Source organism: Pseudomonas sp. NFACC24-1 (assembly GCF_900115235.1).
Taxonomy (GTDB): Bacteria; Pseudomonadota; Gammaproteobacteria; order Pseudomonadales; family Pseudomonadaceae; genus Aquipseudomonas; species Aquipseudomonas fluorescens_AA.
On the sequence record NZ_FOVS01000030.1, the window covers coordinates 29,121 to 49,350 of the forward strand.

Consider the following 20,230-nt stretch of genomic DNA (forward strand, 5'->3'; position numbering starts at 1 on the left):
CGCTGAACCAAAACCCGTGTCCGTTGCCTGACAGCTCAAGCGTGGCGCGCACCTTGGGCGCCTAAAAGCTAGACTCACTGCCACAGCAGTCATTTCCAGCAGAGTCATTCAGAGGACTTCCCACATGTTATGGAAAAAAGGTCGCCGCAGTGACAACGTGGTGGACGCCCGTGGTGAAGGTGGGGGCGGTGGCGGAATGCGTTTCGGTGGCGGCAAGGGATTGAGCCTGACCGCCATTCTCCTGATCGTCGGCATTGGCTGGATCACTGGCCAAGACCCGATGCAGATTCTCGGGCAACTGGCCGGGCAGATGGACCAGTCCGCGCCTGCCACTTCACAAACCCGCCAGGCGCCACCGGCCAACGATGAACAGGCCGAATTCGTGCGCTCGATCCTCGGCGATACCGAAGACACCTGGGGCCAGGTTTTCCAACAGGCCGGACGCCAGTACCAGCAACCCAAACTGGTGTTGTTCAGCGGTCGAGTCAACTCGGCCTGCGGCCTGGCCTCCTCGGCGACAGGTCCGTTCTATTGCCCGGCGGACCGCCAGGTCTACCTGGACATGAGCTTCTTCAAGGAAATGTCCCAACGTTTCGCCGCCGCTGGCGATTTCGCCCAGGCCTACGTCATTGCCCACGAAGTCGGCCACCACGTGCAGACGCTGCTGGGAGTATCGGCGAAGATCCAGGAAGCCCGCCAGCAAGGCCGGCAGATGGAAGGCGACGGCGGCTTGTTGGTGCGCCAGGAATTGCAGGCCGATTGCCTGGCAGGCGTCTGGGCCAACCATGCGCAAAAACGCCTGAACTGGCTGGAGCCGGGGGACATCGAGGAGGCCTTGACCGCCGCCAACGCCATCGGCGACGACCGCTTGCAGCAACAAGGCCAGGGCCGCGTAGTGCCGGACTCCTTCACCCACGGCACTTCGGCGCAGCGGGTGCGCTGGTTCAAGACCGGCTTCGCCCAGGGCCAGGTCAGCCAGTGCGACACGTTCGCGGCGAAAAACCTGTAGATGAAGTGGCGCGCGTTGATCGGGCTGGTGCTGTGCTGCACCGTTGCCCAGGCCGAGGAACACGGCGTCAACGTGGTCGCCCAAGGGCGCCTGCAACTCAAGGGCGGCGCCATGACCGTCGCCGTCAGCCCGCCCCCGGCGTCCATCCAGCGCGTGCTGATCATCCTCCATGGTCGGCTGCGCAATGCCGAGACCTACCTGCACAGCGCCGAAAAAGCCGCCGAGCAGGCGGGTCAATTGGCCACGACCCTGATCATCGCCCCGCAGTTTCTCAACGAGCAGGACGTGGCCCGGCATCAATTGCCCAACGACCTTTTGCGCTGGCACGGCAACGACTGGATGGCCGGTGGTTTATCCACAGGGCCGAATCCGGTCAGTTCCTTCCAAGTGCTCGATGACATCGTTGCGCGGGTCAGTGACCGGCAGCAGTTTCCGGAAGTGAAGGAGATCGTCATCGCCGGCCATTCCGGCGGCGCCCAGGTGGTGCAGCGCTATGCCCTGCTCGCCCAAGGCCAATACCGGATCAAACCGCGGTTTGTCATCGCCAACCCGTCGTCCTATGCCTATTTCGATGCCCAACGGCCCATGGCCTTCGACCCGGCCAGTTGCCCAGGTTTCAATCGCTGGAAATACGGCCTGCAGGACCTGCCCGCCTATGCCGCCGGGCAGACGCCCACTCAGCTGGAAGCAAACTACGTTCAGCACGACATCGTCTATCTACTGGGGCAACAGGACATCGACCCGGAGCATCCGGCGCTGGACAAGGGCTGTGAAGCGCAAACCCAGGGCGCGTACCGGTTACTGCGCGGGCATTTCTTTTTCGACTACCTGACCCGGCGTCATCCAGTGGGATTGAACCAGCGGCTGATCGAGGTGCCGGGGGTTGGGCACGATGGGAGCGGGATGTTCAATTCGCCGGAGGGGCTGAAGGCGTTGTTCGGGCAGTAAGCTTTGTGTCGACTAGGAAGGCCCTTTCGCGAGCAAGCCCGCTCCCACAATAGATTTGTGTCGAACACAGATTCTGTAATCGACAACCCTCCTGTGGGAGCGGGCTTGCTCGCGAAGGCGGCGGGTCAGTCACCACCCATCTCAAGCCAAAAGCATCCGCCGCAACTCGACACAATCGCGTGCATGCCAATCCGTCAGCTCCGGCCATGGATTATCCGGCAGGTTCACCAACACCGTCCGCGCACCCGCTGCCCGGCCACAGTCCAGATCGAAGCGGTAGTCACCCACCATCACCAGCGTGTCCGGCGCCACGTTCCAGGCCTCGGCCAGTTTCAACAGGCCACCAGGATGTGGCTTGGGCGGTGCCTCGTCGCGGCCCAGGACATCCTCCACGGCGAAACAGTCCGCCAGGCCAATGGCCTCCAGGGTCACGTGGGCCAGTTCGCGGGCGTTGCGGGTCAGGATCCCCAGGCGATAGCCGCGCCCGGCCAGTTCTCGCACCAGCTCGACCGCCCCCGGCGCAGGCTTGGAGCCCAGCGCCAGGTCCCGTTCGTGTTCCAGCAACCAGGCATGCTTGGCCGCCGCTTCCTCGGCGGGCAACCCTGCCAGATGAGTGAGGATGTCATCTTCGGGCGGAATCGCCAGGGCCACGCGGATTGCCGCGAAGTCATGCACGGCAATGGTCAGCGTGCCATCCATGTCGAACACCCAGTGACGAACCTCGGACAGGCTCATGCCCAGTCCTTGCGGTGGCGAATCAAGCCTTCCTGGGTGACCGAGGCCACCAATTGCCCGGCGCGGTTGAACACGCTGCCCCGGGAGAATCCACGGGAATTGCCGGCCCACGGGCTATCCATGGCGTAGAGCAACCAGTCATCGGCGCGCAGGTCGGCATGGAACCACAAGGCGTGATCGAGGCTGGCGACCTGCATATCCTTGTGCCACACCGATTTGCCATGGGGCAGCAGCGAAGTGGTCAGCAGGCCGAAGTCCGAGGCGTAGGCCAGCAGGTATTTGTGCAAGGCCGGCGAGTCCGCCAGGGCGCCATCGGCACGGAACCACACGTATTTCACCGGGTCGGCCGGTTGCGGGTTGTAAGGGTCTTTTTCGGTGACCGGGCGCACCTCGATCGGCTTGGGGCATAGCAGTTTTTCGCGCATGTGCTCGGGCAGCAGGTGCGCGCGCTGCTGGGTCAGTTCCAGCTCGGACGGCAGGTTTTCCGGGCCGACGACTTGCGGCATGGTGCTCTGGTGTTCAAAGCCCTGTTCGTCGTACTGGAACGACGCACTGCAGGTGAAAATCGGGTTGCCCTTCTGGATCGCCGTCACCCGGCGGGTGCTGAAGCTGCCCCCGTCGCGCACCCGGTCCACCTGATAGACCACCGGCAGCGCGGCATCGCCCGGACGCAGGAAATAACCGTGCATCGAATGCACATGGCGCGCCTCTTCCACGGTCTGGCTGGCCGCCGACAACGACTGGCCCAGCACCTGGCCGCCGAACAACTGGCGAAACCCCAGATCCTGGCTGCGACCGCGAAACAGGTTCTCTTCGATCGGTTCCAGGGTCAGCAGGTCGACCAGATCTTCCAACACGTGGCTCATTCAGACTTTCCTCACACAGCGCAATGACCGCGCAGTCTACGCTGCGGCGGTGGATCGATGGTTGGCCCGGGCCATTTGGACGGGCATTGTAAACGTCCGTGTCGGCTAACCGTGAAGGGTCTGCAACCACTGCTCACGATTGATGCGATAGAGCACATGGTGACGCAATGGATGACCGACGGCGAGTGTCGGGTGCTCGAAATCATCCTCCGGGTCGTGCTGCATGCCAATGGCCTGCATGACCTTTTGCGAGGGCAGGTTATCGACGGCGGTGAACGCCACCACTTCGTCCAGCGTCAACTGGTCGAAGGCACAACGCAGGGCGGTCCACGCCGCTTCGCTGGCATACCCCAGGCCCCAATGCTCCCGGGCCAGGCGCCAGCCGATTTCGATGGCCGGCGTGAACGGCGCGTCGAACCCGACCACACCGAGCCCGGTAAAGCCAATGAAGGCCCCGGTGTCCTTGCGTTCCAGCGCCCACAAGCCAAAACCGTGCTCGGCGAAATGCCCCCGCACGCGGCCGATCAGGGCGGCGCTTTCCAGACGGCTCAGGCGCGCCGGGAAATAACGCATCACCTGCGGGTCGGCGCACATGGCGGCAAATTCCGGCAAGTCATCATCGCGCCACTGCCGCAAAAGCAGCCGTGCGCTTTCCAGTTCCAGTATCGGCTCCATTTTCATTCCTCTTCCATGCCCCTGAGTCTACATCGCTGGTAGGATCCGTCACTCAATCACCGCTGAAAACACCATGCCGCTGCCGCTGATCTATCACGAAGACTACAGCCCCGAATTCCCGGCGGAACACCGTTTCCCCATGGACAAGTTTCGCCTGCTGCGCGATCACCTGGTGGACAGCGGCCTGACTCGCGACGCGGACCTGTTGCGCCCATCGCTGTGTCCGCCGGACATCCTCGCCCTGGCCCACGACCGTGCCTATATCGAACGCTACATGGGCGGCGAGTTGTCCCGCGAAGACCAACGGCGACTTGGCCTGCCCTGGAGCGAGGCCCTGGCCCGCCGAACGGTGCGCGCCGTGGGCGGTTCGCTGCTGGCGGCCGAACAGGCCCTCGAACACGGACTGGCCTGTCACTTGGCCGGCGGCACCCATCACGCCCACTACGACCACCCGGCCGGGTTCTGCATTTTCAACGACCTGGCGGTGATCAGCCGTTATTTCCTGGCCAGCGGTCGGGTTTCGCGGGTGCTGATTTTCGATTGCGATGTGCATCAGGGCGACGGCACCGCCCGAATACTCCATGACACCCCGGACGCCGTGACAGTTTCCTTGCACTGCGAAAAGAATTTTCCCGCACGCAAGGCGCACAGCGATTGGGACATTCCCCTGCCGATGGGCATGGAGGACGCCGCCTACCTGAAGGTGGTGGACGACGCCCTCAACTACCTGCTGCCGCTCTACCAACCGGACCTGGTCCTGTATGACGCCGGTGTCGATGTGCACAAGGACGATGCCCTCGGCTATCTGAAACTGACCGACGAAGGCCTCGCCGCCCGGGACGAGAGCGTCATGCGCCATTGCCTGGGCCGCGACATCCCGGTGGTCGGCGTGATCGGCGGTGGCTACAGCAAGGATCGTCAGGCCCTGGCTCGCCGCCACGGGATCCTGCACCACAGCGCACAAAGGGTCTGGACGTCATCAGGTTGTCACTGAAACCTGGGCTTTACCCACAATGCCTGTGGAGCGGCCTGTGGATAACCTGAGCGAAACGGCCTACAGGCTATGTTGCCTATAGCTTGCGAACGCTTGGCTATTTTTTGATCACACCTCTCAAGAACACCGCATACAAGTGTGGGAGCGGGCTTGCTCGCGAAAGCGGTGTATCAGCTACATGGATATCCGACTGTCACACCGCCTTCGCGAGCAAGCCCGCTCCCACAGAGATCTGTGCTGATAGAATGCGCGGCTTATTCCCCAGCCTCACCAATTGCCATGACCCAAGCCACCCAATCCTACACACCAAACATCGCCATCATCGGCGGCGGCCCCGCTGGCCTGATGGCGGCCGAGGTGTTGAGCCAGGCCGGCCTGCGAGTCGACCTGTACGACGGCATGCCATCGGTGGGCAGGAAATTCCTGCTGGCCGGCGTGGGCGGCATGAACATCACCCACTCCGAAGCCTTCCCGGCTTTCCTGTCCCGCTACGCCGAACGCGCGCCAAACCTCGCGGCGCTGTTGCGGGCATTCGGGGCAGATGAGTTATGCACATGGATCCACGGGCTGGGCATCGACACCTTTGTCGGCAGCTCCGGGCGGGTATTTCCCACCGACATGAAGGCCGCCCCGCTGTTGCGCGCCTGGCTCAAGCGCCTGCGCGATGCTGGCGTGGTGATCCACACGCGTCATCGCTGGCTCGGCTGGACCCCGGATGGCAGCTTGCGCATTGCCTCCCCGGAAGGCGACAAAATCCTGCACCCCAAGGCCACCTTGCTGGCGTTGGGCGGCGGCAGTTGGTCGCGCCTGGGCTCCGACGGCGCCTGGATGCTACCGCTGGAACAACGCGGCGTAGCCCTGGCGCCACTGCAACCCAGCAACTGCGGGTTCGAGGTAGAGGCCTGGAGCGACCTGATGATCAGCAAATTCGCTGGCGCCCCCCTCAAGAACATCGCCATGGGCCTGAACGACGATGTACCACGCCTCGGCGAATGCGTGCTCACCGCTACCGGCCTCGAAGGCAGCCTGATCTATGCCCTGTCGGCACCGATTCGCGAAGCGATCAACCAGCATGGCAGTGCGACCATTCATCTGGACCTGCTGCCGGGCCGACCTGTGGATAAAATCCAGCAAGCCCTGAGCAAGCCTCGCGGTTCACGCTCGATGGCCAAGCACTTGCACAGCCAGCTGGGGATCGACGGGGTCAAGGCCGCGCTGCTGCGCGAACTCACGCCAGCCGATTGCTTTGCTGACCCGGCGCGGCTGGCCCAGGCCATCAAGGCCTTGCCGGTCACCCTCGTGAAGCCCCGCCCCTTGGACGAAGCCATCAGCAGTGCCGGTGGCGTGACGTTCCAAGCCCTGGACGAACGCCTGATGCTCAAGCAGATACCCGGCGTGTTCTGCGCCGGGGAAATGCTCGACTGGGAAGCGCCGACCGGCGGCTACCTGCTCACGGCCTGTTTTGCCAGTGGCCGGGCAGCGGGATTGGGGATGGTGGAATTCTTGAGGCAGTGATCGTTCCCACGCTCCGCGTGGGAATGCAGCCCGGGACGCTCCGCGTCCCAAAGCCGAACGCGGAGCGTCCGTAGAGGCGTTTCCACGCAGAGCATGGGAACGATCATCGGTCAGTAAACTATCAGGGTTTCTTCTTACGCGGCCCGGTATTGAACACCGGCACCTTGCGCACCGGCTTGACCGAAGGCTCCACAGGCGCAGCGTCGCCACTGTCCACCCACTTGCCCAGATTGCGCTTACCGCCACTCCCGGAGGCTTTCGGTTTCTTCGGCTTTTTCGGCTTCTTGATCACCTGGCCGCTGGCATCGGTGTCCGGCACGCGGTGCTCAGGCTCGAAGTCTTGTTCCATCTGGCGAGGCAACGTCTGACGGGTCAACATCTCGATGGCTGACAGCAAATTCACTTCATCGGCGCAGACAAGGGAAATTGCCTGCCCTGTAGCGCCCGCACGGCCGGTACGGCCGATACGGTGGATGTAGTCCTCGGCCACGATTGGCAGGTCGAAGTTCACCACCAACGGCAAATCCTCGATGTCCAAGCCACGGGCGGCGACGTCGGTGGCTACCAGGATCTGCACTTCGCTGGCCTTGAAGCGGTCCAGCGCACGTTGGCGGGTGGCCTGGGGCTTGTCGCCATGGATACCGTCGGCGTTGACGCCCAGGCCCTGGAGCTTCTCCACCAGCGCATCGACGCCGTTGCGGGTCTTGGCGAATACCAGCACCTGCTTCCACTTGTGCTTGCGCATCAGGTGCACGAACAATTCCGGCTTGCGCTTCTTGTCCACCGTCACCACCCATTGCTTGACGGTGTTGGCAGCCACGTTGCGCGGGCTCACTTCAATGCTTAGCGGATCATTGAGCATCTGCCCGGCCAGCAAACGGATCGCATCGGAAAAGGTCGCAGAGAACAGCAGGGTCTGGCGCTTCTTCGGCAGGGCCTTGTAGATATTCGCCAGTTCCTCGGAGAAGCCCAGGTCGAGCATGCGGTCGGCTTCGTCCAGCACCAACGTCTGCAGTTGATTGAACTTCAGCGCATTCTGGCGGAACAGATCGAGCAAACGACCCGGCGTGGCGACCAGCAGGTCGACGCCTTTGCGCAGCTTCATCATCTGCGGGTTGATGCTGACACCGCCGTACACGGCGTAGGTGCTCAGCGGCAGGTTTTGCGCGTACTGACGCACGCTTTCATGGACCTGCTCAGCCAATTCACGGGTCGGCACCAGGATCAGCGCCCGCACCGAGTTGGCCGCGACCTTCGGCCCTTCGGTGGTCAGCAACTGCAACAGCGGCACCGCAAAGCCGGCGGTCTTGCCGGTGCCGGTCTGGGCCGCGGCCATCAGGTCGCGACCGGCGAGCACTGCCGGCATGGCTTGGGCCTGAACCGGAGTCGGGGTCTGGTAGCCGAGCGTCTCGAGGGCGCGCAGCAAGGGTTCGATCAGGCCAAGGGTGGCGAAAGTCATGGAGATACCGTAGGAAAAATCAGCGCAAGGTGTGCAATGCGCGGCAGTTTACCCTAAATCAGGAGACGGCCGGCGCAGGCTTGGGTTTGCGCCACTGCGGCAAACCGATCAACACCACCGCACTGATGATCACCAACATCGCCAGGGCCTCCTCGATGCCGATGGTTTCACCGGCGAATACGATGCCCAGCAGCACCGCCACGGCCGGGTTGACGTAGGCATAGCTGGTGGCCGCCGCCGGACGCACATGCTTGAGCAGGTACATGTAGGCGTTGAAAGCGATGATCGAACCGAAGAAGGTCAGGTACGCCAGCGCGAACCAGCCTTCCAGCGGCGGCATGCTGTCCAGGTGTTCACCGCTGGCCACGCTGCCGATCAACAGCACCACACCGCCCACCAGCATTTCCACGGCACTGGCCATCGCCCCGGCCGGCAGCGGCAGGTGCTTGCTGAGCACCGAGCCGAAGGCCCAGGAGGCCGCGGCGAACACCAGCAAGGTCGCCCCCAACGGGCTGGACTGCAGATTGGAACCGAGGTTGAGCATGGCGATGCCGATCAACCCCAGCACAATCCCCGCCCATTCCAGACGGGTATTACGCGCGCCCCAGAAATATCCGCACAGCAAGGTAAACAAAGGCACCGTCGCCACCGCCAGCGCCGCGACCCCGGACGCCACGCCTGTGTGCTCGGCCACACTGACCGCACCGTTACCGAAACTGAGCAACAGCACGCCAATGATGGCCCCGGCCTTCCATTGTGCCCAGGTCGGCGCCGGCGCTCCGCGCCAGCGCAGGAAGCCGTACATCAACGAACCGGCCAGCACAAAACGAATCCCGGCCAGCAACAGCGGCGGCCAATGCTCCACACCGATGCGAATTACCAAGTAGGTCGAACCCCAGATGACGTACAAGGCAAAAAAGGCAGCGATCAATGGCAGGGGAAAACGGCGTGGGCCAGGCATGTTCAGCTCGAAGTCAGGACAATGAGAGACGCTATTCTAGAAAGGCGACAGGCGGAAATTAAGCTAAAAAACCTGTTTATCCAGGCCATACACTTTTCAAAACACGGCGATCAGCGCTATAAATCGCGCTTTCGAAAGTTGCGCCGACAGGAAGCCAAACCGTGGATAAATACGACCGCATGTTGCTCAGCGCGCTGTTGGAAAACGGTCGTGCGTCCTACGCCGAACTGGCCCGCAAAGTGAACCTGTCAGCCCCCGCCGTGGCCGAACGGGTCAGCAAACTGGAAGCCAGCGGTGTCATCACCGGTTATCAAGCCAAAGTCGACATGGCGAAGATCGGCCTGCCGGTGCAATGCGTCATCGAACTGCGAATGAACCAGCATGGCAACCAGAAGACCTACGACGAACTGTGCAAGATCCCACAACTGACCGAATGCCACCGGGTCACCGGGGATCCGTGCGTGATCATGCAAGCGGCGGTTGGCTCGATGCCCGAGCTGGAAGAGCTGATCAACCGCATTGCCACGTTCGGTTTCAGCAAGACTTCGATCGTGCTGTCCAGCGCCATTGAAAAGCGCGTGCCGTTGGGGCAGTTGGAAGGCAATGGGAAATAACCGTCAACCTTGACCAGATCGTTCCTACGCTCTGCGTGGGAATGCAGCCCGGGACGCTCCGCGTCCCATCAAGAGCCGAACGCAGAGCGTCCGTTGAGGCATTCCCACGCGGAGCATGGGAACGATCAACTGTGGAGCAAGCTCGCTCCCACAGTTGTCCGGCGGTGTACTTAAAAGCCGCGATGGCGCTTGAGATGCTCGTTGATCTTCGCCGCCGGCACTTTCTGCAAACTGCACAGCAAATCATGGGACAACTCCCGCAACCCATGCTTTTGCCGCAGTTGCGAAGCCAGGTGCGCGGTGAGGTTGGCGGCCATTTCGGCGTCGGCCATGGCCCGGTGAGCCTGGCCGGTGTGGGGCAAGCCGGCGAACGCATTGAGCGTGCCGAGCTTGTGGTTCGGCGCCGCCGGCATCAGGCGCCGGGCCAGCAACAGTGAGCAGGCAAAATTCTGCAAGCGGGTGCGTTTGATACGTCCCAGCTCGAAATCCCAGAACTTCTGGTCGAACGCGGCGTTGTGGGCCAGCAGTGGCGTGATGCCGACGAACTCGTTGACCTCGTTCATGACTTTTTCCGCCGAGGGTGCGCTGCGCAGCATGGCATTGCTGATGCCAGTCAGTTGCTCGATAAACGCAGGGACGCGCACACCGGCATTCATCAGGCTCTGGTAGCGGTCGACGATCCGGCCTTGCTCGAGCATCACCACCGCGATTTCAGTGGCCCGGCAACTGCTGCTCGGAGTGATCCCGGTGGTTTCAAAGTCGATGACTGCGATGCGTTCCAAACCTTTTGAACTCCGTGAAAATCAATTCTTGAGCAACAACGCGCCTTCAATGGGCACATAGCGACTGGCGGCGCGGATCAGCGAGTTGGCGGTCAGCCCCGGCACGCCATAGGCCACGGCTTGCACACCGTGCTTGTGGATGATGCGTTCGAGCAACATGTCGAAATCGCCATCGCCGGAGGCCAGCACCACTTCATCGACGTGGTCGGCGGCGTCCATGATGTCCAGCGTGATGCCCACGTCCCAATCGCCCTTGGCCGAGCCGTCGCTGCGCTGGATGTAGGGCTTGAGCTTCACCACGAAGCCCAGGTTGCGCAGGATCTGCTGGAATTGTTGCTGCTTGCTGTCACCGCGATCGATCGCATAGGCATAGGCCTCGACGATCTGCCCCTGTTTGCTGACATCGGCCCACAGCGCGGCGTAGTTGAAATGGCAACCGTAAGCCTGGCGCACGGTGTAGTAGAGGTTCTGGACATCGGCGAACACTGCAATTTTTTTCACCGCGTTTCCTCTTGGATGCACACGTACGCAGACCACCAGGGCCGAAAAGTCGCCCAGTATGCCAGCCAGAAGGATCGTTCGGCGAATAATCGGCCCGAGGCGCCAGGGCGCCCCGGACGAATGGCAGGTCAGACGAAAGAGTCGTCGTCGCCGAAGGAAGATGAATCGTCACTGTAGTCCGCGTCGCTGAACCCGCCCTGGTCGTTGCCGTAGGCGTCGTTGTCGGCCACGCGCGAGTCATCGCCCCAACCGTTGCCTGCGGTGTCGTTGACCGGTTGCGCCGGTTCTTCCTTGATGACCTCGACGATCTCCTGCGGTTGCTGATTGCTGTGGAACAGGCTGCTGATGCCTTGGGCCAGCATCACGCCGCCCGCCACGCCCGCGGCGGTTTTCAGGGCGCCGCCGAGGAAGCTGCCCGCAGCCGGGGCCTGTTGCTGCGGTGCGCCATAATTGCCGGGCGGCGCGCCGAAGCCCTGTTGGGGCGGGGCATTGAAGGACGGTTGCGCCGGTTCGCGCCAACCACCACCGCTGGAGGCCGGCGCGCTCGCCGGGCGTGAATCCTTAGGGCTGCCGCCGAAGATACTCGAGAGGAAACCGCCGCCACCGCTGGATGCCGGCGCTTGCTTGCGCGCTTGTTGCAGATCAGCCTGCAATTGCTCGACCTGCTGGGCCAGTTGCCTGTTCTGCTCATCGAGGCGCTTGATCGCGGCCTCCTGCACCAGAATCGCCTGGGCCATGAAATAGCCCGCCGCTGGCTGGCTCGCCAGGTGTTCCTTGATCCGCGCCTCGGCCTGGGCGTCGCGCGGGGCTGAATCCTTTTCGGCCTGTTGCAGCCGTGAAAACAGTCCATCGATCAGGGTTTGTTCTTCGTTGTTCATGGCGACCTCATTCGATTGCCGGGTAGAAACCATTCCGATCCCGAAGACCGGTGCCCATCAGTAATGGGGCTCGCCGGAAAGCTTTCAATGGTCTTTACCTGATGTTTACGTTTGCTTGTGCGGGCGCCTGATCGGTTAAAGTGTCGGACCGCTTTTTCAACTGCGATACCGACCCATGAATCCGTTTGACGTGCTGCGCGACTCTTTGTATTTCTTCAAGCGCCATCTGGGCCGGATCGCCCAGTTGTGCCTGCCACTGGTGATACTCGAGGCCCTGCTGCAGCAAGGGGTGGACAGCGCCCTCGGCCCCGACGGCTTTCCCGGCTACAGCGTGATCGTCGGGCTGCTGGTGTACCCCTTGTACACCGCCGCGCTGATCCTGTTTCTCGACGCCCGCAGCCGCGGCGAAGCACCACGCACCCGGGACCTGCTCGCAACGGCCCTCACGCTGTGGCCACGCTTTGCCTTGCTGACGGCCCTCAACACATTGTTGATCCTGGTGGGGCTGTCGTTGTACTTCCTGCCGGGCCTGTGGCTGATGGTGACCCTGGCCTTCGGCGAATACCTGCTGGTCCTCAGGGGCCTGGCCCCCCTGGCGGCGATGAAGGAAAGCCTGAACCTGTCCCGCGGCAACTTCTGGCGGATCCTGCTGTGCATTCTCGCGGTGATGGGCCCACTGTGGCTGCTCAAGGGCGCCAGCGTCTCGGTGTATCCGTCGCCACAGAACCCCGCGATCAGCTTGCTGATCGAAAGCGTCCACAGCTTCCTGCAACTGTTCACTACCGTGGTGCTGTTCCGCCTGTTCATGCTGATTGAAGCCAAGCCCGAGCGCCGCTGATCGCACACGAAGACAGCCCTGGGCTTGGGCTTGAGAACCGCTCTCGGTTATGCTCGGGAGCACTTTTGCGTTTCGCCCATAAGCCGAGCCATGATCCGTCTACTGCGCTACACCTTGCTGGCCCTGCTGTTGATCCTCAGCCTGGCCGCCCTGTCGATCTACGGCCTGACCTGGCGGCCACAGCCCCGGGAAACCGTGCCGGTCAGTTGCACCGCCAATGCAGCAGCGCTGGCACCCGGCCAGGCCTTGAAGGTGATGACCTGGAACGTCCAGTTCCTCGCGGGCAAGCGCTACGTGTTCTGGAACGACCTGGCCCAAGGCGACGATGAAAGCCCGACCCTGGAAGACATGGCCTTCAGCCTCGACGAAGTGGCCCGGGTCATCCGCGACGAGCAACCGGACATCGTGTTGCTCCAGGAACTGGACAAGGGCGCCAAGGCCAGCGATTACCAGGACCAGCTCAAGCTGCTGCAGGAACGCGTGGCCGACCTCTATCCATGCGGTACCAGCGCCTTCGACTGGAAAGCCGATTTCATCCCCGACCCGCACATCTTCGGCAGCGTCGGCCGGCAACTGGCGACCCTGAGTCGCTACCGCATCGACCATGCCGAACGGGTGCAACTGCCGGTGGCCGATGTCAACTTCATCAGCCGTCAGTTCCAGCCGAAAAATGCCTTGTTGGTGAGCTACCTGTCACTGAGCGACGGCAGCCAGTTGGCGGTGCTCAACACGCACCTGGAACGGGCCACAGAACCGGACGAAACCCTGCCCAGACAAATCACCGCCGTGACCAAGGCACTGGACAAATTCGAATCCGCAGGCACGCCCTGGCTGATCGGCGGCGACTTCAACCTGCTGCCCCTGGGCCAGTACCGACGCCTGCCGTCCGAGCAACGCACGCCCTACTCCGCCGACAGCCCGCTGCACCTGCTGTGGGACAAGTACCCGATGATTCCCACCAACAACGAAGCCAGCGGCATCGACCGCGAACACTGGCTGACCCATTACCCGAACGACCCCGGCCTCAACGGCCCGGACCGCACCGTCGACTACCTGTTCTACAGCCCGCGAATCAAACGGGTCGAAGCCCAGGTGCGACAGGACGATACCTTGCGTATCTCCGATCACTTGCCGGTGATTGCGCGTTTTTTGCTGCCAGCTGCGCCTTGATTTGAAGCTACCACCGGACAAATGTGGGAGCGAGCTTGCTCGCGATAACGATCTTTCAACCAGCACAGATGTCGGGATGTGCCGACGCCATCGCGAGCAAGCTCGCTCCCACAAAGGTTTTGTGTCGGCCCCAATTACTTACGCGGCTTGACCCGCGCGGTCGCCTCCGCCACCAGCGGATCATCCGGCCAGTAATGCTTGGGATAGCGCCCTTTCAAATCCTTCTTCACCTCGGCGTAGGTGCTGCGCCAGAAGTTCGCCAGGTCCTGGGTCACCTGTACCGGCCGGCGTGCCGGTGACAACAGGTGCAGCTTGACGACCTGGCGTCCGCCGGCGATGCGCGGGGTATCGGCCAGGCCGAAGAGTTCCTGCAGGCGCACCGCCAGGATCGGTGGATGCTCGCTGTAGTCCAGGCGGATCGACGAGCCCGAGGGCACGCTCAGATGGTGCGGCGCCAGTTCATCCAGGCGTTGCGGCAACGGCCAGGGCAACAGGTTGTGGACGATGCTCGACAGGTCCAGGTTGACGAAATGGCTGAGACGCGAGACGCGGCCCAGATACGGCATCAACCAGTGTTCGAGGGTGTTCAGCAGCGCTGCATCGCTGACGTCTGGCCATTCACTCTCGCCCTTGGCCTCCCATTCAAGTCGACGCAACAACGCCACCCGCGCCTGCCATTGCCGCAACTCCGGAGTCCAGGGCAGCAATTCCAGGCCCTTGCGCCGCACCAGGTTCACCAGGGCCTGGCTACGGGCCGACTCGTCCAGGCCGGTTAACGGTTCGCGGCTGAGCACCAGTTCGCCGACCTTGCGCTGGCGCTCGGCCCGCAGCACGCCTTCGCGCTCGTCCCAATCCAATTGATCCACCGTGTGCACTTGCTCGGCCAATACCGAGTCGAACAGTGCCGGGTCGAAATCCGTCGCCAGGTAGATCCGCTCTTCCCGCTGGCCCTGGCGACTGCCCAGGTCGGCGATCACCAGCCACGCCTGTTTCATAAGACTGTCGGCCTCGGCAAACAGCGCCGCCCGGCCGTTGGCCAGACGATATTCCGCGCCGCCGGGCCGACGCTGCTGGGCGACGCGGTCGGGGTAGGCCAACGCCAGCAACGCGCCGAGCCAGCGCGGATGATCGGGATCGGCCACGGCCTCTTCGGCCTTGCCCCGCAGATAGCCGCGATATTGCCGGGCCAGTTGCCGCGCCCGCTGCACCCCACCGTGGGCGCCGCGCGTCGCGCGTTCTTCGCCGGACAGCAAGGCCAGGCGACTGTGCAGGTCGGCGCCGGCACCGCGCAGAATATCCCGCTCGCCCAACAGTGCGGCGACGTTGCAGGCCATGTCCGCCAGCCCCAGCGCCTGACCGCGCAACAGCAGATGCGCAATACGCGGGTGGGCTGGCAGTTCGGCCATGGCCTGACCGTGGCGGGTCAGTTGCTCGCCCTCCAGCGCGCCGAGGCGTTGCAGCAGGTCCCGGGCCTGGGCATAGGCAGCGGCGGGCGGGACGTCGAGCCAGACCAATTGCTGCGGCGTCACGCCCCAGCGCCCCAGTTGCAGGGCCAACCCGGCCAGGTCCGCCGACAGAATCTCCGCGCTACCGTAAGCGGCCAATTGTTCATGCTGGTCTTCGGACCACAACCGGTAGCACACCCCCGACTCCAGGCGCCCGGCGCGACCGGCCCGCTGGGTGGCGCTGGCCCGGGAAATGCGCTGGGTGTCGAGCCGGGTCATGCCGCTGCCCGGGTCGAAACGCGGCACCCGGGCCAGTCCGGCGTCGATCACCACCCGCACGCCATTGATGGTCAGGCTGGTTTCGGCAATGTTGGTGGCCAGCACCACCTTGCGCTGGCCGGCAGGTGCCGGGTCGATGGCGGCGCGTTGAGCGGCGAGGTCCAGTTCGCCGTGCAGCGGGCAGAGCAACACGTTGCCGCCTTCGCCCAAGGCCTCGGCCAGTTGCTGATGGACCCGGCGGATCTCCGCCTGCCCGGGCAAGAACACCAGGACGCTGCCGGTTTCATCGTGCAGCGCTTCGAGCACGGTCTGCACCAGCCGTGGCTCGATGAACTCGCCGGGCTGGAACGGCCGCCCCCAGCGTACAGTCACCGGAAACATGCGGCCTTCGCTGCGCAGGATCGGCGCGTTGTCCAACAGCCCGGCCAGGCGTTCGCCTTCCAGGGTCGCGGACATCAGCAGGATCTTCAGCGGCTGCTCTTCGCGAAACAGTTCGCGGCCGTTGAGGCTCAAGGCCAGGGCCAGGTCGGCATCGAGGCTGCGTTCGTGGAATTCATCGAAAATCAGCAGCCCCACCCCTTCCAGCGCCGGGTCGTCCTGCAAACGGCGGGTGAGGATGCCTTCGGTGACCACTTCAATGCGAGTCTTGGGCCCGACCTTGCTGTCGAGACGAATCCGGTAGCCGACGGTTTCACCGACCTTTTCCCCCAGTTCGCTGGCCAGCCGCTCGGCCGCCGCCCGGGCCGCCAGGCGCCGGGGTTCGAGCATCAGGAGGGTCTGTCCGGCCAGCCAGGGCTCGTTCAGCAAGGCCAGGGGAACACGGGTGGTTTTACCGGCACCGGGCGGCGCTTCGAGCACGGCTTCGTGGCGTGATGCCAAGGCTTGGCGCAGGGCGGGTAAAACTTCATCAATCGGCAAAGAAATCATGCTGGCTCCAAAACAGAGGGCCGAGTATAACGGCGAACTGTTTAGCGTGGTCTGGACTCCAACCAGCAACGCCTCTACTACCTGTTCAGGAGATTGCTATGCGTATTCCCTTTCGCGTGATCGGTGGCGTGCTGGTCGCCTCCCTGCTGACTCAAATCAGCGCCTGTGGCTCGATCTTCTACCCGGACCGTCGCGGCCAGATCGACGGCAAGATCGACCCGGCCATCGCCGCCCTCGATGCCGTCGGCCTGCTGTTCTACATCATCCCCGGCCTGATCGCGTTCGCCGTGGACTTTGCCACCGGCGCCATCTATTTCGAACCGGGCCGCAGCGTCCAGATCGAGCCAGAGAAACTCAAGCCAGCCATCAACCCCGACGGCACGGTCAATAACCAAAAACTGCAGGCGATCCTGGAACGCGAACTGGGCCGCAGCTTCCCACTGGACGATCCTCGACTGATCCAGCACAAGGGCAGCGCGCAGCAACTGGCCACCCTCGGTCTGAAACCGGCCGCATGACCGACGCCACTGAAGGAACGACCGCGCCATGACCACCAGCACCGAACACGCTCGCCTGCTGCGCCTGGCCACCCGGGCGTCGGTGGCCGTGGCGCTCACACTGGTGATCGCCAAGGCGCTGGCCTGGTGGCTCAGCGGTTCGGTGAGCATGCTCGCCGGCCTGACCGACTCGGCCCTGGACGGCGTTACGTCGCTGCTCAATCTGCTGGCGGTGCATTACGCCCTGCGCCCCGCCGACGATGACCATCGCTATGGTCATGGCAAGGCCGAATCCCTGGCCGGCATGGCCCAGGCGCTGTTTATCGGCGCCAGTGCGATATTGATTGCCTTGCAGGCCTTCGAACGCCTGAAAACCCCGGTGCCGGTGGAGGCGCCCTGGCTCAGCGTCGGGGTGATCGTGTTTTCCCTGGGGCTGACCGTGGCGCTGCTGGCGTTGCAGCATCGGGTCATCCGCGCCACCGGCTCCAACGCCGTGCGCGCCGACTCGCTGCACTATCGCTCCGACCTGTTGCTCAACGGCAGCATCCTGATCGCGCTGGTACTGGCCGGGTTCGGTTGGTATCAACTCGACGCCTGGTTCGGCCTGGGGATCGCCGCGTATATCCTGTGGAGCGCCATCCAGATCGCCCGGGAAAGCTTCGCGGTGCTGATGGATGAAGAACTGCCACCGGACGTCAGCCAGCGCATGCTGGAACTGGCCTGCGCCGTGCCCGGCGTGCTGGGCGCCCATGACCTGCGTACACGGGTCTCCGGCAACCACTGGTTCGTGCAACTGCACCTGGAGTTGCCGGGGGACCTGACCCTGTCAGTGGCCCACGGCATCAGCGACCAGGCCGCCGATGCCATCCACCGCGCTTATCCGAAGGCCGAAGTGCTGGTGCATGCCGATCCGTCGGACGTGGTGAAGCACGCCAGCGCGTGATGCCGAACACAGAATGTGGCGAGGGGATTTATCCCCGCTGGGCTGCGCAGCAGCCCTGAAACCTCACCACTCGGTCTGCCAGACAGATCGAGTCGGCTGCTTTTTGGGACTGCTGCGCAGTCCAGCGGGGATAAATCCCCTCGCCACAGAAGCAGGTGTCCAACTCTGATTCAGCGATGAATACTCAGTACGTCACCTGATACCCACGGCTGCTCAAGCAACTGCCCTGGGCCTGGCGATAGGTCTGCACCACCTCCGGTGCCGGCGGGTAGGTGTAGTTGCGCGGATCGAACCCGCTCTGCTGCACCGCCCAGCGATAGCAGTCGTAGCCATCCTGATTGACCTGCTCGGGCGCCTGGCCGTTGGCCGGATAGGCCACCACATCGAAACTGTTGCCTTGGGGTTGCGGCTGCGGGTTGGCGACCGGCGCATCGACCACGACATAATCCTGGGTGTTGGCTTCGTAGATGTAATAGGCGCCGGCAGCGAGGAAGAACAGCGAACTGCCGATCCACACTTCCCGGGCGTAATCGGGCAGGTAACGGGTGCGGATGCCCCGCGGTGGCGCGACCACGACGTAACGCGGTCCTTGCGGGCGATACCAGTAGCCGCCCGAATAGAAATAGTCCTGGCCGCGATAGGGCACGCGGTAGTTGCGATCCGGGAAACGGTCGATCACATAACCCGGACGGTATTGCGGCCCCGGGCCCCACCCGTTGCCATGCCCATCCGGCCGACCGGGCCAATGCTGGCCGGGACGACCGTCATGGTCTGGTCGCGGACCTGCGTTCGGATAGCCATCGTTGCGCCGAGGGATATCGCGGTAATACCCCGGTTGCGGTTCGCGGGTCTGGGTCACGCTGTCGGGCCGGCCCTGGATGGGCAAGTTGTTGCCGGGCGGCGGCTGCGGCGGACGACCGTGAGCGTTAGGGTCCTGCGGTGGACGGTCGTAGCGTTGTCCACCCGGGTTCTGCGGCGTGACCTCGAACTGACGACTGTTGTCACCCCGAATGATTTCGTTGCTCTGCGGCCGCGGCTGGCCCGAGTAACCCTGGCCGTTGCCGCCGCGCCCGTCCTGCCCGCGACCGCCGTCCGGGCCGCCACGGTTTTGCTGATCGTCGGCCATTCCCTGCGCACTGACACTTGCCCACAACAGACCAACACCTGCCAAACGCCAGATGCGCGACTTCATGAAATTCCTCACAACGGTTCAGGGCCTGATGATAAGACTGGGAAAGCCCAGGCCGGTTCTGCGACAGATTATCAGCCACGAGGTTTATTTCGCAGGCATTAAAAAAGGGAGACCCGTCGGCCTCCCCTTGAGAATTTCGTCCGTGCTCGACGCTTATGACGTCGGCTCACCTCACGCCGTCTTCTGGACGGTGTGCAGCTCGGGGGTCTGCCAGTACCGGTGGGTACTGCGACCGCAGCCGGCCTGATTGGGCGGGCTGCACTGGACTGTTTGTCCGAGCAGTGATCTTGGTGGTAAGCATAAGCCTGGGGCGCCGACAGATGATTGCGAAGATTGCGGAAATAAACATCACTTGCGCAATTTTTAACCCCGGATAGATAATCCTCCGCAATTATCAAGATAAAGGCCCGACCGATGAGCAAACTCGACCGTTACGACCTGAGCATTCTGGCGGAATTGCAGCGCGATGCGCGCATCTCCAACCAGGAACTGGCCGAACGCATCGGCCTGTCGCCCTCCCCCTGCTCGCGGCGGGTCAAGCAGTTGGAGGATGACGGCTACATCACCCGCCAGGTCGCCCTGCTCGACCGCAAGCTACTGGGCCTGAGCCTGACGGCTTATGTGCTGATCGGCATGGACCGCCACACACCCGAGCGTTTCGAGAACTTCGAAGCCGCCATCCGCAACCTGCCGCAAGTGCTGGAGTGCAGCCTGGTCACCGGCATGGACGCGGACTACCAGCTCAAGGTGGTGGTGCCGGACATGGACCATTACCAGAAACTGCTGTTGGGGCACCTGACCCGGATCGATGGCGTCACCAGCGTGCGCTCCAGCTTTGTGCTGAACCAGGTGCTCAACAGCACCGAACTGCCGTTGACTCACCTGCGCAACTGAGAACGCCATTCAGATCGTTCCCACGCTCCGCGTGGTAACGCCTCTACGGACGCTCCGCGTTCGGCTCTTGGGGACGCAGAGCGTCCCGGGGCTGCATTCCCACGCGGA

At 63.3% G+C, this 20,230-nt stretch carries 20 protein-coding genes; 10 read left to right on the top strand and 10 right to left on the bottom strand.

What is annotated here, in order from left to right; all coding sequences use genetic code 11:
• Window positions 1–124: 124 nt before the first annotated feature.
• Both BM317_RS23265 and BM317_RS23270 read left to right on the top strand, forming a co-directional pair.
• Entirely contained in the window at window positions 125–1,009 is an 885-nt protein-coding gene (locus BM317_RS23265) for a KPN_02809 family neutral zinc metallopeptidase (RefSeq protein WP_092173988.1), read from the top strand.
• Window positions 1,010–1,957 (top strand): alpha/beta fold hydrolase, encoded by a 948-nt coding sequence (locus BM317_RS23270; RefSeq protein WP_092476443.1) that lies wholly within the window; start codon window positions 1,010–1,012, stop codon window positions 1,955–1,957. It abuts the gene before it with no gap.
• 141 nt (window positions 1,958–2,098) lie between these two features.
• On the opposite strand, the gene BM317_RS23275 is transcribed toward BM317_RS23270, so the two are convergent.
• The 3 genes from BM317_RS23275 to BM317_RS23285 form a co-directional block, all read right to left on the bottom strand.
• Window positions 2,099–2,692, bottom strand: coding sequence for an HAD family hydrolase (locus BM317_RS23275; RefSeq protein ID WP_092173979.1), 594 nt, complete (start codon window positions 2,690–2,692; stop codon window positions 2,099–2,101).
• On the bottom strand, window positions 2,689–3,558 hold the full coding sequence (gene tesB, locus BM317_RS23280; RefSeq protein ID WP_072411434.1) for an acyl-CoA thioesterase II: 870 nt from the start codon (window positions 3,556–3,558) through the stop codon (window positions 2,689–2,691). The genes BM317_RS23275 and tesB overlap by 4 nt, the downstream gene beginning before the upstream one ends.
• Window positions 3,559–3,663: 105 nt before the next feature.
• A complete protein-coding gene (locus BM317_RS23285; RefSeq protein ID WP_092476473.1) occupies window positions 3,664–4,233 on the bottom strand; it encodes a GNAT family N-acetyltransferase in 570 nt (189 codons plus the stop codon).
• A 73-nt stretch (window positions 4,234–4,306) separates the two neighbouring features.
• Between BM317_RS23285 and BM317_RS23290 the strand changes: the two genes are divergently transcribed.
• Together BM317_RS23290 and BM317_RS23295 are read left to right on the top strand one after the other, a co-directional pair.
• On the top strand, window positions 4,307–5,227 hold the full coding sequence (locus BM317_RS23290; protein WP_092476446.1) for a histone deacetylase family protein: 921 nt from the start codon (window positions 4,307–4,309) through the stop codon (window positions 5,225–5,227).
• Between the two features lie 279 nt (window positions 5,228–5,506).
• Window positions 5,507–6,742: a TIGR03862 family flavoprotein gene (locus tag BM317_RS23295; protein ID WP_092476448.1), complete on the top strand. Its 1,236-nt coding sequence runs from the start codon at window positions 5,507–5,509 to the stop codon at window positions 6,740–6,742.
• Window positions 6,743–6,863: 121 nt separating this feature from the next.
• Here the strand turns inward: BM317_RS23295 and BM317_RS23305 are convergent, their stop codons facing one another.
• Both BM317_RS23305 and yedA read right to left on the bottom strand, forming a co-directional pair.
• Window positions 6,864–8,201: an RNA helicase RhlE1 gene (locus BM317_RS23305; RefSeq protein ID WP_092173962.1), complete on the bottom strand. Its 1,338-nt coding sequence runs from the start codon at window positions 8,199–8,201 to the stop codon at window positions 6,864–6,866.
• Window positions 8,202–8,259: 58 nt separating this feature from the next.
• Window positions 8,260–9,162: a drug/metabolite exporter YedA gene (gene yedA, locus BM317_RS23310; protein WP_060740508.1), complete on the bottom strand. Its 903-nt coding sequence runs from the start codon at window positions 9,160–9,162 to the stop codon at window positions 8,260–8,262.
• Between the two features lie 161 nt (window positions 9,163–9,323).
• On the opposite strand from yedA, the gene BM317_RS23315 reads away from it, so the two are divergent.
• Entirely contained in the window at window positions 9,324–9,776 is a 453-nt protein-coding gene (locus BM317_RS23315; RefSeq protein WP_092476452.1) for an Lrp/AsnC family transcriptional regulator, read from the top strand.
• Between the two features lie 170 nt (window positions 9,777–9,946).
• Here BM317_RS23315 and BM317_RS23320 read toward each other — a convergent pair whose 3' ends face one another.
• The 3 genes from BM317_RS23320 to BM317_RS23330 all read right to left on the bottom strand — a co-directional run bounded on the left by BM317_RS23320 (window position 9,947) and on the right by BM317_RS23330 (window position 11,937).
• The gene (locus tag BM317_RS23320; protein ID WP_057451857.1) at window positions 9,947–10,558 is read right to left on the bottom strand and encodes a 3'-5' exonuclease; all 612 of its coding nucleotides are present in this window, start codon (window positions 10,556–10,558) and stop codon (window positions 9,947–9,949) included.
• 21 nt (window positions 10,559–10,579) lie between these two features.
• Window positions 10,580–11,059, bottom strand: coding sequence for a LabA-like NYN domain-containing protein (locus tag BM317_RS23325; RefSeq protein ID WP_092173954.1), 480 nt, complete (start codon window positions 11,057–11,059; stop codon window positions 10,580–10,582).
• 128 nt (window positions 11,060–11,187) lie between these two features.
• On the bottom strand, window positions 11,188–11,937 hold the full coding sequence (locus BM317_RS23330) for a DUF2076 domain-containing protein (protein ID WP_092476453.1): 750 nt from the start codon (window positions 11,935–11,937) through the stop codon (window positions 11,188–11,190).
• A 175-nt stretch (window positions 11,938–12,112) separates the two neighbouring features.
• Here BM317_RS23330 and BM317_RS23335 point away from each other — a divergent pair, with 175 nt between their 5' ends.
• Window positions 12,113–12,775: a YciC family protein gene (locus BM317_RS23335; protein ID WP_092476455.1), complete on the top strand. Its 663-nt coding sequence runs from the start codon at window positions 12,113–12,115 to the stop codon at window positions 12,773–12,775.
• Window positions 12,776–12,865: 90 nt separating this feature from the next.
• Window positions 12,866–13,945 (top strand): endonuclease/exonuclease/phosphatase family protein, encoded by a 1,080-nt coding sequence (locus tag BM317_RS23340; RefSeq protein ID WP_092173942.1) that lies wholly within the window; start codon window positions 12,866–12,868, stop codon window positions 13,943–13,945.
• 134 nt (window positions 13,946–14,079) lie between these two features.
• On the opposite strand, the gene hrpB is transcribed toward BM317_RS23340, so the two are convergent.
• A complete protein-coding gene (gene hrpB, locus BM317_RS23345) occupies window positions 14,080–16,596 on the bottom strand; it encodes an ATP-dependent helicase HrpB (protein WP_092476457.1) in 2,517 nt (838 codons plus the stop codon).
• A 98-nt stretch (window positions 16,597–16,694) separates the two neighbouring features.
• Here hrpB and BM317_RS23350 point away from each other — a divergent pair, with 98 nt between their 5' ends.
• Entirely contained in the window at window positions 16,695–17,114 is a 420-nt protein-coding gene (locus tag BM317_RS23350) for a hypothetical protein (RefSeq protein ID WP_060740501.1), read from the top strand.
• A gap of 28 nt (window positions 17,115–17,142) precedes the next feature.
• Window positions 17,143–18,036, top strand: coding sequence for a cation diffusion facilitator family transporter (locus BM317_RS23355; RefSeq protein ID WP_092476459.1), 894 nt, complete (start codon window positions 17,143–17,145; stop codon window positions 18,034–18,036).
• A gap of 184 nt (window positions 18,037–18,220) precedes the next feature.
• Here the strand turns inward: BM317_RS23355 and BM317_RS23360 are convergent, their stop codons facing one another.
• Window positions 18,221–19,228 (bottom strand): DUF6515 family protein, encoded by a 1,008-nt coding sequence (locus tag BM317_RS23360; RefSeq protein ID WP_092476460.1) that lies wholly within the window; start codon window positions 19,226–19,228, stop codon window positions 18,221–18,223.
• Between the two features lie 414 nt (window positions 19,229–19,642).
• Between BM317_RS23360 and BM317_RS23370 the strand changes: the two genes are divergently transcribed.
• A complete protein-coding gene (locus tag BM317_RS23370) occupies window positions 19,643–20,122 on the top strand; it encodes an Lrp/AsnC family transcriptional regulator (RefSeq protein ID WP_003205850.1) in 480 nt (159 codons plus the stop codon).
• The last annotated feature ends 108 nt before the right edge of the window (window positions 20,123–20,230 follow it).